This is a genomic window from Youhaiella tibetensis (assembly GCF_008000755.1).
Taxonomy (GTDB): domain Bacteria; phylum Pseudomonadota; class Alphaproteobacteria; order Rhizobiales; family Devosiaceae; genus Paradevosia; species Paradevosia tibetensis.
The window spans coordinates 2,163,044-2,176,713 of record NZ_CP041690.1 but is presented as its reverse complement, the minus strand read 5'-3'; the positions used below and the strand labels follow the sequence as shown (position 1 = coordinate 2,176,713).

Sequence of the window (13,670 nt, the reverse complement as noted above, 5' to 3'; positions counted from 1 at the left end):
TTACGACCAAGAGAAAACTGATCGGTGGCATGGCTGCCGCGTTGCTGGCGATGACCGCCCTCACCGGCGCAAGCCTGGCGCAGGGCGTGACCCTGAGCTACTACGTCGACGACAACCCGACCAACGTTGCCACTGCTGAGGGGCTCAAGGCGGCGTTCGAGGCGGAGAACCCGGGCATCAAGATCGATATCGAGACGCATCCGGGCGGTGGCGAGGGTGACAACCTGGTCAAGACCCGCCTGGCGACGGGCGAGATGTCGGACGTGTTCCGCTACAATGCCGGCTCGCTGTTCCAGGCGCTCAATCCGCCCCAGACGATGCTCGACCTCACCGACGAGCCGTTCCAGGCCAACGTCATCGACTCTTTCAAGCCGGTCGTCACCGCGCCGGATGGGCGTGTCTACGGTGTTCCCGAGGAAGCGGCCATGGGCGGCGGCATCCTCTATAATAAGAAGATCTATGCCGATCTCGGCCTCTCGGTGCCCAAGACCTGGGCTGAGTTCATGGCCAACAACGAAAAGATCAAGGCTGCCGGAAAGACGGCCGTGATCCAGACGTTCGGCGACACCTGGACCAGCCAGCTCTTCGTTCTCGGCGATTTCTTCAACGTCCAGGCGGCAGTGCCGACCTTCGCGGCCGACTACACGGCCAACAAGGCCAAGTTTGCCACCACGCCTGCCGCGCTCCGTGGCTTCGAGCATGGCGAAGAGGTCTTCAAGGCCGGCTATCTCAACGAAGACTTCGCCGCCGCCAAGTTCGATGACGGCCTGCGCATGGTCTCGACCGGCGAGGGTGCCCACTATCCGATGCTGACCTTTGCCATCGGCGGCATCGCGCAGAACTATCCGGATAACCTCCAGGATGTCGGCTTCTTCGCCATTCCCGGCGACGATGCCGCCAAGAACGGTCTCACCGTCTGGATGCCGGCTGCGGTCTACATCTCAAAGACCACCCAGCACCCTGAGGAAGCCAAGAAGTTCGTGGCCTTCATCGCCAGCACCAAGGGCTGCGACGTGCGCAGTGCCGCCAACGGTGCCACCGGTCCCTACCTGATCAAGGGCTGCGCGCTGCCCGACAGCGTTCCGCCCGCCGTTTCGGACCTCCTGCCCTACTTCCAGGAAGGCGGCCAGACCGCACCGGCGCTCGAATATCTCTCGCCGGTAAAGGGCCCGGCCCTCGAGCAGATCACCGTCGAAGTGGGTTCGGGCATCCGCTCGGCCGCCGATGGCGCCGCTCTCTATGACGAAGACGTCAAGAAGCAGGCCCAGCAGCTTGGCTTGGCCGGCTGGTAAGTTCGGCGCACAATCGCGACCCGGCCGCTTGTCGGCCGGGTCGGAATTCCAAGGGAGGGGAATGATGGCGGCAGAGGTGGCTATGGGAAGTGCGGCTGTGGCGAGGACCCAAGGCAGCGCCCGGAGAAAGACGTCGGTCTATCCCACCTGGTTCTTCCTGCCGGCGGCGGTCATCTACGGCGTGCTGTTCCTCTACCCAACCGTTGCGTCGCTGTTCTTCTCAATGACGCGTTGGACGCTTTTCGAAGCCAATTTCATAGGCTTGGACAATTTCGTTCAGTTCTTCCGCGAGCCATTTCTGGTCAAGGGGCTCACCAACACGCTCATCTACGCCTTCGTCACTTCCGGGCTCAAGGTCGTCATCGGTCTGCTGCTTGGGGTCCTTCTCACCAGCAATATCATCGGTCGGGGCTACCTGCGGGCGGTGATCTTCTTTCCGGTGCTGGTCTCGACGGTGGGCGTGGGCATCACCTTCACCGTGATGATGCACCCCACCCAGGGCGTCATCAACGAGACCCTGGCGCTCTTCGGCCTGCCCAAGCCCGGCTGGCTTACCGATCCCAACCTCGCCCTGCTTTCGGTTGCCTTCGTGGACGTGTGGAAGGGCGTGGGACTGGCGACTGTCATCTACATCGCGGGCATCGTCTCGATCCCGCAGGAATACTTTGAGGCCAGCACCATCGACGGCGCCAATAGCTGGCAGAATTTCTGGAACATCACCCTGCCCCTGGCGCGCCCCGCGACGGTGACCGTGGTGACCCTCTCGCTGATCGGCGGGCTGCGCTCGTTCGACCTCATCTGGGCCATGACCCGCGGCGGCCCCGGCTTCACATCCGATGTCATCGCCTCGGTCATCTACAAGCAGTACCAGGCCGGGTTCTACGGTCTCTCGACCGCCGGCAACGTCGTCCTTTTCGTCATGGTGGCAATCATCATCGTGCCGCTTTCCATCTGGTTCAACCGCAGGGAGGTGGAGCAATGATCCTGGCAAAACGCTATTGGCTCGGTGGACTGTCGATCCTGGTATCCATCTTCGTCTTCATCGTGCCCTTCGCCTTCATCGTGCTGACGGCGCTCAAGGACCGCAAGGAAGCCTCGCTGCGCCAGTTCTCGCTGCCCACGACCTGGCACGCATGGGAAAACCTGGTCCAGGTTATCCAGACGCGCGATTTCATGATTATCTCGGCCTTCGTCAATTCGACGATCCTGACCGTCGCCAGCGTGGCGCTGCTGGTGGTCTTCGGAGCGATGTGCGGCTACGTCATGCAGCGGCGCCCCTCGTTCTGGACGTCCGTCGCCAGCTTTCTTGTGCTGGCTGGTCTCATCATCCCGCCGGCAGTCGTGCCCACGATCTGGGTGCTCCAGAGCATCGGTCTCTTCAAGACCCTGCACGGGCTGGTACTTATCGAGGTAGCCTACGGCCTTTCCTTCACGATCCTGCTCATCCGCGCCTTCATGGCGACCATTCCGCGGGAGCTCGATGAAGCCGCCATCATGGATGGGGCGGGCCCGCTCCGGGTGTTCTTCCAGATCGTCCTGCCGCTGCTCAAGCCGGTCGTGATCACCATCGTCGTGGTGCAGTCGGTGGCGATTTTCAACGATTTCACCAACCCGCTCTACTACCTGCCCGGCAACCAGAACGTCACGGTCCAGCTCACGCTCTACAACTTCCAGAGCCAGTTCAGCACGTCTTACAACCTGCTGTTCATGAACATCCTGCTCATCACCATCCCGCCGCTGATCGTCTACCTCTTCTTCAACCGCCAGATCGTGGCCGGAATGACGGCAGGAGCGGTGAAAGGATAATGTGACGACGGGCGTCGTCCTGGCGCCGGAACGCTAGATCGCCAGGTATTCCTGGCGAAGTTCCGCGTTCTCGAGCACATGCTTGGCGGTGCCGGCGAAGGCTACCGTGCCCGTGTCGAGGATCACGGCGCGGTCGGCCAACCGCAAGGCGGCGATGGCGTTTTGCTCGACGATGATCGTGGTAATGCCGTGCGCCTTGATCTCGTTGAGGATCTTCTCGATCTCGTTGACGATCACCGGCGCCAGGCCTTCATAGGGCTCATCGAGCAGCAGCAGTTTGATGTCGCGCGCCAGGGCTCTGGCGATGGCTAGCATCTGCTGTTCGCCGCCCGAGAGAGTCACCCCCTCCTGCCGCCGCCGTTCGGCCAGCCGGGGGAAATGGGAATAGATACGTTCGATCTCCCAGCCACGGCCGGGCGCCACCTGCGCCAGGGTCAGGTTTTCCTCGACAGTCAGTCCCTGGATGATGCGCCGATCTTCCGGCACAAGCTGAATACCCGCCCGTGAGGCCTCGAAGCTCTTCATCGTGTGGATCGGGGCGCCCTCGAGCCAGATCTGGCCCGCCTGCAACGACGGAGAGTCGAGCCGCGCGATGGTGCGCAGCGTCGAGGTCTTGCCGGCGCCGTTGCGACCGAGCAGCGCCAGGATTTCGCCCCGGCGGATATCGAAGGTGACGCCCTGGACTATGTAGCTCTCGCCGTAATAGGCGTGCAGCTCTTCGACCGCGAAATAGGGCTGTTCGCTGGTCGTCGTGCGTTCGGCTATGGATACGTCAACGTCTACGCTGGTTTCCATGGTCATCACACTCATCACTCGACCGCCTCCAGCCGGTGGGCGCCGCCGAGGTAGGCTTCCTGCACCTTCTCGCTGCCGCGCACCTCGTCGGGCGTGCCCTCGGCGATGATGCGGCCGCCCGAAAGCACCGAGATGCGGTCAGCCAAAGAGAACACCACATGCATGTCGTGTTCAATGATCACCTTAGTCATGCCGCGCGCCTTGATCTTCTTGAGCAGTTCGATGGTCGTGTTGGTATCGTGCCGGCTCATGCCGGCCGTCGGCTCGTCCAGCAGCAGCAGGCGCGGATGCTGGATCAGGCACATGGCCAGTTCCATGCGCCGCTTGTCGCCGCGCGAGAGCGCTCCGGCGTGGCTGTGGCGGCGCTCGAAGAGGTCGACGTCGCGCAGGATTTCCTCGGCTTCAGCCTCGATCCCGTCCTCGAAATCGAGCGCCCGAGCGATGTTGACGCGGAAAGCCCCGTCCCGTTTGGCGAAGGCCGGCACCATCACGTTCTGCAGCACGGAGAGATCGGGAAATATCTCGGGCGTCTGGAACACCCGGGCAACGCCAAGCTGGTTGATCTGGTAGGGCTTCTTGCCGGTCAGCACCTTGCCGTCGAAGACGACAGCGCCGCGACTGGGGGCGAGCCGGCCCACGATGACGTTGAGCAGGGTCGACTTGCCCGCCCCGTTCGGCCCGATGATCGCGTGGGTCTTGCCCTCTTCAACCTCGAGGTCGATATCGGAAAGCGCCTGCAGGCCGCCGAAGCTCTTGGAGACATCGGCCACGTGTAGAACGACGTTCTTGTCGGCTTGCGTCATGGCTTACTCCGCGGGCTGGGCGTGGGCGGCGGCATTGGCCGACGGGGGCGAGCGGTGGCGGAAGGCAGAGCCGATGCGGCGTACCCCCTCCATGATCCCGCCGGGCAGGAACATCACCACGAGCACGAAGATGAGGCCGAGGGTAAGTTGCCACCCTTCACCGACGAACTTGCTGGCAACAGCCACCACCGGATCGGCAACTGGCGCGGGCAGGAAATCGAAGAACCGGTGCAGGGTCGACTCGTTGAAGGCCGAGAAGATGTTCTCGAAGTACTTGATCAGCCAGGCGCCGATGACCGGTCCGATGAGCGTGCCGACGCCTCCGAGGATGGTCATCAGTACCACTTCGCCCGAGGCAGTCCACTGCATGCGCTCGGCGCCAGCAAGGGGATCGGTGATAGCCAGCAGCGCTCCGGCGAGGCCGGCATACATGCCCGATATCACGAAGGCGGTGAGGGCATAGGGCTTGGTGTCGAACCCGGTATAGTTCATACGCGTCTGGTTTGACTTGATGCCCCGCAGCATCATGCCGAAGGGCGAAGCAAAGATCTTCTGGGCGATGAAAAAGGCGACAAGCAGCACGAAGGCGCAGAAATAGAAGCCTTCAAACCCCGAGAAGCTGTGCCCGAAAAGGCCTGCCGTTGGCAGTCCCTCCCCGGCCGGGGTCAGCATGTTGTCGATGATGCGCGGGTCCTGGCGTGTCAGCTGCAGGCTGGTCTCGCCATTGGTAATGGGCGTCAGCACCGAATAGGCGAGATTGTAGGACATTTGCGCGAACGCCAGTGTCAGGATCGAAAAGTAGATGCCCGAGCGGCGCAGGCTGAGGAAGCCGATCGCCAGCGCGAACAGTCCCGAGACGATCACCGCGAAGACGATGGCCGGCAGCGCGTCCATGGTCAGCAGCTTGAATGACCAGACTGCCGTATAGGAACCGACGCCAAGAAACGCCGCGTGGCCGAAGCTGAGGTAGCCGGTGAGCCCGAACAGGATGTTGAAGCCGATTGCGAAGATCGCGTAGATCGCGAACTTCTGCAGCAGACCCGGGTAGGATGCGCCGAACGGGGCGAGCCAGAGGGGCATGGCGATCACCACCAGTCCGAAGATGGCGAAGGTGATGAGGTCCCGGCGCGGCAGGCGGAAGAGATCCATGGGTCAGGCCTCCATCACGCCCCGCCGGCCCATCAGGCCGCGCGGACGCACGAGCAGGATTACCACGGCCGTCAGGTAGACGATAATCTGGTCGATGCCCGGAATGATCTGCTTTATTTCGTTCATCGAGGCGAAGCTCTGGAGCATGCCGAGCAGGAAACCGGCGGCGACGGCACCCGGAAGCGAGCCCATGCCGCCCACCACCACGACGACGAAACTGAGCACGAGGAAGTCCATTCCCAGGTGATAGTTCGGCGGCACCAAGGGGGTGTACATCACCCCGGCAAGCCCGGCGACAACCGCGGCGAGGCCGAACATGATGGTGAAGCGCCTGTCGATATTGATCCCGAGAATGCCGACAGTCTCGCGGTCTGCCATGCCGGCCCGCACGACCATGCCGAAGGTGGTGAAGCGCAGGAAGGCGAAGATGGCGGTCAGAATACCGATCGAGAACAGGAAATAGATGAGGCGCCAGACGGGATAGGTCACGGCCCCGGGCGAGAGACCGATCCATACCCCTATGTCGAGTGCGCCGCGCAGGACGGGCGGCATCGGCTGGGAGATCGGATTGGGTCCGAAGATCGCCTTGACGATCTCCTGGAGCACGATGGCCAGGCCGAATGTCACAAGGATCTGCTCGGCATGCGGGCGCTTGTAGAAGTGCTTGATGATGCCGCGCTCCATGGCGATGCCGATAACCAGCATCACCGGGATGGCGAACAGGATGGATAGCGGCACCGAGTAGTCGATCAGCACCTGACCCCAGTCGCCGAACCAGGTCTGGGCCAGGGGCGTGCGGATTTCGAGCGGGGTGCCCCAGGCCGTCGTCTGGGTGGGATCGACCGTAACCGTTTCCATCGTGATGAGGCCACGGAAGGTGACGGCGCAGAAGGCCCCGAGCATGAACAGGGCGCCATGGGCGAAGTTGACGACACCGAGCGTGCCGAAGACCAGCGTCAGGCCGAGGGCGATCAGCGCGTAGGCGCCGCCCTTGTCGAGGCCGTTCAATAGCTGGGCGAGAATGGCGTCCATCGGGATGCTCCAGATACTAGCGGTCGGTGCGGAGCCAGGCTCCACGCACCGGCGGACGAAGGACCCGGCTCACACCGGGCCCTTGTTTGGATCAGCACATGGCCGGAGTGTCCGGGCCCAGTTCCCCGCCGAAGATCGACGGATCGTAGGTCACACTCTCGCGGCTGGCCGTGTCGACCACCTCGAGCAGGTCGAACGGGTTGGCCGGAGCCTGCTTGCCCTGGACGACGAGCACGTCCTTGAAGCACTGGTGGTCGGCGCCGCGATAGAGCGTGGCGCCATTGCCCATGCCGTCGAACTCGAAGTCCTCGAGCGCCTTGATGACCTCAGGCGGGTAGAAGGTCCCTGCCCGCTCAACGGCATCGGCATAAAGCAGCGCCTGCACGTAGGAGGTGTGGGCGATCTGGCTGGGCGGCTGGCCGTACTTCGCGCCAAACGACTTGGTGAAGGCCTTGGAAGCGTCGTCGGCGAGCTGCCAGTCCCAGTTGGAGGTGCCGTAGACACCCTTCATCGCTTCGCCGGCGCCCTTGGCCATCAGGTCCGAGACCAGCGGCACGACGATCTGGAAGTCCTTGCCGTTGACCTGCTTGTCCTTCATGCCGAACTGCACGGCCTGGGTCAGCGAGTTGACCATGTCGAAGCCGTAGTGGTTGAGGATCAGCACGTCCGCGCCCGAATTCAGCACCGGGGTAAGATACTGGCTGAAGTCGCCCGCTCCCACAGGGGTGCGGACCGGGGGCAGCGTCTTCCAGCCAAGGGCCTCGGTGGCCTTGATCATGGATTCTTCCTGCGTCCAGCCCCAGGTGTAGTCGGCCGTCAGGTGGTAGGCGACGCGATCGTTGCCATAAGCCTTGCCGAGCACGGGCCCGAGCGCCACACCGGACTGGTAGGCATTGAAGAAGTGACGGAACCCGTAGCGCTTCTTGTCTTTGCCGGTGGTGTCGTTCGAGTGGGTGAGGCCGGCCATGTAGATCACGCCCATTTCCTGGCACAACGCCTGTTCGGCGATGGCCACGGCTGACGAGGATGCGCCGCAGATCATGATGGCGCCGTCACGCTCGATCATGCGGCGGGCCGAGTCGCGGCCGGCGTCGGCTTTGGTCTGGTCGTCGCCGGTGACATAGGCGACCTTCTTGCCCAGGATGCCGTTGCCCTTGAGCATCTTTGACGAAAAGGTCGGGATCAGCCCGCCGTCGCCCTCACCATTGAGGTGCTCGACCGCCAGGGTCAGGGCGCGCTGCTGGTCGGCGCCTTCGTCGGCGTAAGCGCCGGTGAGCGGCATGTTGAAGCCGAGCGTCACGGTATCGCCGGTCGGCGCGTTGCAGAACTCCTGCGCGAAGGCGCTGCGAGTGAAAATGGTAGGCGCGATGCCGGTCGCGATGATGCCGGCCAGGCCGGTCTTCAGCACGGTACGACGGCTGATGCCCTTGCGGAAATCGGTCATGCTCTCCTCCTCTTGGGCGGGGGGCTCGATTCATGCCGAGACACCTGACCGCGAGCCCGAGTATTTTCCTGGATGAAAACAGCCGCAACAACGCATTGATGTTGCAGCGATATTCTGTAAATACTTGCACTTCGTGGCCTGCGTTGATGTAAATTCATTTACAGAACCGAGAGGGGACCATGCGTGCACCGATAGGGCTCAGGATCAGTTCACGCCGCAAGACGCTGGGGCTCTCTCAGGCCGAACTGGCGCGGCGATCGGGCATATCGCCGAGCTATCTCAATCTCATCGAAGCCAACAAGCGCGACGTCGGCGGCACGCTCCTGCTGCGCATAGCCGCCGAACTGGACGTTGAAATCGGCGCGCTCACCGGGGAGAGCGAACATCGGCTCATCGCCGAACTGGAGGAAGCCTTTGCCGATCCGGTGCTGGCCTCCGCCCAGATGCATGCTGGCGCGGCCCGCGATCTGGTGGCCACCAATCCCGACGCTGCCGCTGTGATCCTTCAGCTTTACCGAGCCTATGCATCTGCCGTCGCGAGCGTTGACGACTATGCCCAGCGGCTGCGGGCGGATCCGCTCTTCAGCCAGTTGCTGCACCGCATTCTGTCCGGGATCACCGCGATGCGCTCCGGCGCTGAGATCCTCGAGGAGGTCCCCGAGCTTGAGGATGCGGAGCGGCAGCGCTTCATCGGCTCCATCACCCGCGAGGCCCGCAACGTCAGCGACGTGGCGCGCACCCTGATCGGCCAGTTCGAAGAGACGGCCGAGCGACGCAGCGTCAGTCCCGTCCGCGAGCTGGATGACCTGATCTTTGAGAACGACAACTACTTTCCCGTCCTCGAAGCCGCGGCCAATGCCTTGCGCGAGGAAGTCGGCGGAACCAGTGAGCAGGCCCTTGCCGAGGCCCTTGATCGGCGCTTTTCCATCCAGGTCCGCCGCACCGCCGAGCGGCAGGTCGACGCCCACGGGTTTCCCGGCCAATACCTGTTCGATGCGGCAGCCGGCCAGATGTGGTTCCAGACCAGCGCCGTCGCTTCGACCCGCCAGTTCCAGCTCTCGCGGCTTTACGCCGAGCTCGCCGCCGGCGAAGCCATCGAGGCAGAGACTCGTTCGCAGCTCCTGACGTCGCCAACTTCGCGCCGGCTCGCCTTTCGCGCGCTGTCCTCCTACCTCGCCGGAGCCATGGTATTCCCTTACGAGCAGTTCCTCGCCCATGCCGAAACCATGCGCTACGACATCGAGGCGCTGCGGCAGGTCTATACGGCCAGCTTCGAACAGGTTGCCCATCGCCTCGTCACGCTGCGCCGTCCCGGGCTCGAGGGCATTCCCTTCGGGTTCCTGCGGTCAGATCCGGCCGGACGGCTCACCAAGCACTTCCCGTTACCGGGGCTCCTGCTCCCCAACAGCGGACACGCCTGCCCTCTCTGGACGATCTACAATGCCTTTCGCACGCCCGAGACGCTGGTGCGTCAGGTGGTGCAGTTCTCGGATGGCTCGCGCTACCTGTTTCTCGCCCGTACCACCAGCCGCCGGCCGGCCAGCTTTTCCGATCCCGCACTGCACACCTCGGTGATGCTCGCCTGCAGCGCGCTCCACGCCGATCAGACCGTTTATGGCGTCGGCCTCGACCTCGACGACGATTCGGGTGACCTGCCGGTCGGTCCGACCTGTCGGCTGTGCACAAGGCGCAATTGCGCCGCCCGGCAGGAGGAAGCATTCGCACCCGGCAGCGGGCAGGATGCCGTCCGCGCGCCGCTCGTCCCGCGGGCATTTGACCAAACGAGCTGATTGCGCTTCTCTGTGCACGTTTCCGCATGGGAGAGCGGAAGCAAGGGGGGGGAACATTGCCGCTCGATATTCTCATCGCCGAAGATGAGCCGAGCATTCTTGAATCGCTCGATTTCATCTTCAGGCGCGCGGGTTGGTCGATCCAGAGCGTGACGGATGGCGAGGCTGCCTTGTCCGCCGCCAGGCGCCTGCGTCCGCGCGTGCTGGTGCTCGACGTCATGCTGCCAAAGCGTACGGGATTCGAGGTGCTCAAGCAGATCCGGGCCGACGCTGTGACCCGCGACCTGCCCGTTCTCATCCTTACCGCAAAAGGCCAGGCCCAGGACAGGCGCACCGCCGAGGAACTGGGCGCCGATAGTTTCGTCACCAAGCCTTACGCCAATATGGACGTCGTGCGCGAAGTGCGCCGGCTTCTCGGCGAGCAACTGGCGCAGTAGCCATGGACCGGCGCAAGCTGACGAGCGCGGCGCTCTTCTTCACCATTTTCGGCACGCTCCTCTTCCTGCCGCCGCTGGTTCTGCTGTTCAACCTGAGGGTGCGCCTCTTCGGCGTGCCGGCCGAGGTGGTCTACCTCTTCGTCGTCTGGCTTTGCCTGGTTCTCGGTACCGCGTTCTTTGCCTACCGTCTGCCGCACGAAGGCGAGCAGAAGCCCGAGGATGCCGGATGACGCTCTCGGCCGATTTCGTCATCGCCACCGCCGTTGGCTACGTGGGGCTGCTGTTCCTGATCGCCTATATCGGTGATCGCCGCGCCCGCAACGGTACCGGCTCGTTCCTGCGGTCGCCGTTCATCTACACCCTCGCCATCTCGGTCTATTGCACCAGTTGGACATTCTACGGCGCCGTTGGCTCGGCGGCGCGCAACGGGCTCGAATACCTGGCGATCTATGTCGGCCCGACGCTGGTCTTCGTCGGCTGGTGGTTCGTGCTGCGCAAGCTTGTGCGCATCAGCCACAACCAGCGGCTCACCTCCGTCGCCGATCTGTTGTCCTCGCGCTTCGGCAAGTCGAGCCGGCTGGCGGTGCTGGTCACCATCATCGCGCTCGTCGGCATCGCTCCCTACATCGCGCTTCAGCTCAAGGCCGTCACGTCCTCGATCCAGGCCATCGCAGGCGCCTCCGAGTTCGGCGTAGGCAGCCTCAAGAATATTGATGACGTCGGCCTGGCGCTTGGCATTGCGGCGGCGATGGCGCTCTTCACCATCCTTTTCGGCACCCGGAACGTGGACGCCAAGGAACAACATCACGGCGTCGTCGCCGCCATCGCCTTCGAGGCCGTGGTGAAGCTTGCGGCCCTGCTCACCGTCGGCGTTTTCGTCGTCTACGTGGGGGGCGGGTTTGAGGCGATCTTTGCCAATGCCGAGGCGCACGGCATCGATATCTATTCGGGTGAGACTTTCGGCAATCGCTGGGTAGCGATGAACGTGCTTTCCATCGCCGCGATCCTCTGCCTGCCGCGCCAGTTCCAGATCACGGTGGTCGAGAATTCCGACGAGAACCATCTGCGCACCGCCAGCTGGGCCTTTCCGGCCTACCTCCTGATGATGAGCCTGTTCACGCTGCCCATCGCCCTCTTCGGGCTCACGTCCATGCCGGCCGGTTCCAACCCGGACATGTTCGTGCTCACCCTCCCGCTCGCCGCCGGGCAGCAGGGGTTGGCGCTCTTCGCCTTTGTAGGCGGCTTTTCGTCTGCCACATCAATGATCATCGTGGAGGCGATCGCGCTCTCCATCATGGTTTCAAACCACATCGTCATGCCCATCGCCCTGCGCACGATGCGTGGCATCGGCGAGGACGACGGCACCGGGTTCAGCCGCCTCCTGCTCAATTCGCGCCGCCTCTCGATCGGCATCATCCTTTCGCTCGGCTTTCTCTATTTCTACTTCACCCGAGATTCGGACGCCCTCGCCCCGATCGGGCTGATCTCCTTCGCGGGTGTTGCACAGTTCCTGCCGGCCATCGTGGCAGCCCTGTTCTGGAAGGACGCGACGGTCAAGGCCGCTACGGCGGCCATCACGGTTGGCTTCGTGGTCTGGGCCTGGTCGATGTTCATGCCCTCGTTCGAAACCACGTCGCCGTCCGTCGCCCAGCTGATGGCCGAAGGACCGTGGGGAATCTCGTGGCTGCGGCCCGAGGCTCTGTTCGGGCTCGATCATCTCGATCCCCTGGTCCATTCCGTCTTTTGGAGCCTCCTTCTCAACACCACGGTCTTGGTTGTGGTATCGCTCTTCACCAACCAGTCGGCGCTTGAACGCCTGCAGGCCAATCTTTTCGTGGATGCCTTCCGCCCGCTGGGACGTGGCGACCGGCGCTTCATCGGGGGCTCTGCCCCGGCCAACGACCTTTTCTTCGTGGCCCAGCGCGTCCTGGGCGCTGAACGCGCTGCTGAGATCTTCGAAGGCATTCCGGGGGCCGACATGGTGCCGAGCCCGGAATTCATCGGCCGGCTCGAGCGTGAGCTCGCCGGCTCGATCGGGGCAGCCTCCGCTCACGTGATGCTGGGCAAGGTTGTTTCGGGGCAGGCTGTTTCGCTCGAGGAAGTGATGCAGATGGCCGACGAGACGCAGCAGGCCATTGAGTATTCCCAGGAGCTCGAACGGACTTCCAATGAACTCCGGGTAACGGCGCGCAAGCTCGAGGATGCCAACGAGAAGCTGCGTGAGCTCGATCTGCGCAAGGACGAGTTCCTCAGCCAGGTCAGCCATGAGGTGCGCACGCCCATGACCTCGATCCGCAGTTTCTCGGAAATCCTGCTGGAAGAAGACAGCCTGCATGCAGAGGAGCGGCGGCGCTTCGTGAGTACGATTCACGCCGAGAGCCTGCGGCTTACCAAGCTTCTCGATCAGATACTCGATCTCTCCGCCATGGAACGCGGCGAGCAGGGTTGGGAGAATACGCCCATCGATGCGGAGGCTACGCTAGACCGCGCGTTGGAAGTCTGCGGTGGGCTGGCCCGCCAGCACAACATGCGGCTCGTTATCGGCCCTCGTTCGGCGGGAGCCATCGTATCGGGGGAAAGCGACCGCCTCTGCCAGGTGCTCATCAACCTGATCTCCAACGCCATCAAGTACAACGACTCGCCGGCCCCGCATGTCGAAGTTCGCTCGAGCGTCAGCCGTGGACGGTACATGGTCGATGTCATCGACAATGGCCCCGGCATCGCCCGCGCCGAACGCAAGCTCATCTTTGAAAAGTTCTCCCGGGGCCAGATGGGCAAGGGCTCGGTGGCCGTCGGCGCTGGCCTGGGCCTGGCGATCTCGCGCCAGATCATCGCCCGCATGGATGGCAAGCTCGAACTGTTGCCGATGCGCGATCGTGGGGCTGCTTTCAGGATCACGCTCGCTGCGATCGCTTGACATTTGCCGTCCCCGGGTTCATTTGCACGCCCGGCTGCTGACGCCTGCCGCTCGCCGGATGTCCGATGGTGAAGTCAGTCTTTGGTCCAGATCGCTCCTCTCCGAGGCGGTTCATGGCAATGCGAGCCCCATGACTTGATCCGCCCCACCATTGGTGAGGAAGACCATGCATCATCTTTTCATATCCCTCCGGGTCGTGCCGCGC

The 13,670-nt window shown here is 63.4% G+C and carries 12 protein-coding genes; 7 read left to right on the top strand and 5 right to left on the bottom strand.

All coding sequences use genetic code 11. The features are described from left to right. Window positions 1-29 precede the first annotated feature (29 nt). The 3 genes from FNA67_RS10545 (at window position 30) to FNA67_RS10535 (ending at window position 3,098) form a co-directional block, all read left to right on the top strand. The gene (locus FNA67_RS10545) at window positions 30-1,292 is read left to right on the top strand and encodes an ABC transporter substrate-binding protein (RefSeq protein ID WP_147658183.1); all 1,263 of its coding nucleotides are present in this window, start codon (window positions 30-32) and stop codon (window positions 1,290-1,292) included. A 97-nt stretch (window positions 1,293-1,389) separates the two neighbouring features. Further along, window positions 1,390-2,274 carry a carbohydrate ABC transporter permease gene (locus tag FNA67_RS10540; RefSeq protein ID WP_210246453.1) on the top strand — a complete coding sequence of 295 codons (885 nt, stop codon included), beginning with the start codon at window positions 1,390-1,392 and terminating at the stop codon, window positions 2,272-2,274. Then, the gene (locus FNA67_RS10535) at window positions 2,271-3,098 is read left to right on the top strand and encodes a carbohydrate ABC transporter permease (RefSeq protein WP_174851677.1); all 828 of its coding nucleotides are present in this window, start codon (window positions 2,271-2,273) and stop codon (window positions 3,096-3,098) included. The genes FNA67_RS10540 and FNA67_RS10535 overlap by 4 nt, the downstream gene beginning before the upstream one ends. A 33-nt stretch (window positions 3,099-3,131) precedes the next feature. Here the strand turns inward: FNA67_RS10535 and FNA67_RS10530 are convergent, their stop codons facing one another. The 5 genes from FNA67_RS10530 to FNA67_RS10510 form a co-directional block, all read right to left on the bottom strand. Further along, on the bottom strand, window positions 3,132-3,908 hold the full coding sequence (locus FNA67_RS10530) for an ABC transporter ATP-binding protein (protein WP_174851676.1): 777 nt from the start codon (window positions 3,906-3,908) through the stop codon (window positions 3,132-3,134). Further along, complete coding sequence (locus tag FNA67_RS10525; protein ID WP_049705074.1) at window positions 3,908-4,696, bottom strand: ABC transporter ATP-binding protein; 789 nt, start codon at window positions 4,694-4,696, stop codon at window positions 3,908-3,910. Before FNA67_RS10525 ends, FNA67_RS10530 begins: the two co-directional genes overlap by 1 nt. Window positions 4,697-4,699: 3 nt before the next feature. Beyond that, complete coding sequence (locus FNA67_RS10520) at window positions 4,700-5,845, bottom strand: branched-chain amino acid ABC transporter permease (RefSeq protein ID WP_147656004.1); 1,146 nt, start codon at window positions 5,843-5,845, stop codon at window positions 4,700-4,702. A 3-nt stretch (window positions 5,846-5,848) separates the two neighbouring features. After that, complete coding sequence (locus tag FNA67_RS10515; RefSeq protein WP_049705072.1) at window positions 5,849-6,877, bottom strand: branched-chain amino acid ABC transporter permease; 1,029 nt, start codon at window positions 6,875-6,877, stop codon at window positions 5,849-5,851. Between the two features lie 91 nt (window positions 6,878-6,968). Then, complete coding sequence (locus FNA67_RS10510; protein WP_049705071.1) at window positions 6,969-8,321, bottom strand: substrate-binding protein; 1,353 nt, start codon at window positions 8,319-8,321, stop codon at window positions 6,969-6,971. 179 nt (window positions 8,322-8,500) lie between these two features. On the opposite strand from FNA67_RS10510, the gene FNA67_RS10505 reads away from it, so the two are divergent. Genes FNA67_RS10505 through FNA67_RS10490 form a run of 4 tightly spaced genes read left to right on the top strand, consistent with a single transcriptional unit; the run spans window position 8,501 to window position 13,465 of the window. After that, window positions 8,501-10,111, top strand: a complete 1,611-nt coding sequence (locus FNA67_RS10505; RefSeq protein WP_147656003.1) for a helix-turn-helix domain-containing protein — start codon at window positions 8,501-8,503, stop codon at window positions 10,109-10,111. Window positions 10,112-10,167: 56 nt separating this feature from the next. Next, a complete protein-coding gene (locus tag FNA67_RS10500; RefSeq protein ID WP_049705069.1) occupies window positions 10,168-10,548 on the top strand; it encodes a response regulator transcription factor in 381 nt (126 codons plus the stop codon). A gap of 2 nt (window positions 10,549-10,550) precedes the next feature. Then, window positions 10,551-10,778, top strand: coding sequence for a hypothetical protein (locus FNA67_RS10495; protein WP_049705068.1), 228 nt, complete (start codon window positions 10,551-10,553; stop codon window positions 10,776-10,778). Continuing rightward, window positions 10,775-13,465 (top strand): sensor histidine kinase, encoded by a 2,691-nt coding sequence (locus tag FNA67_RS10490; protein ID WP_147656002.1) that lies wholly within the window; start codon window positions 10,775-10,777, stop codon window positions 13,463-13,465. Before FNA67_RS10495 ends, FNA67_RS10490 begins: the two co-directional genes overlap by 4 nt. Window positions 13,466-13,670: the final 205 nt, after the last annotated feature.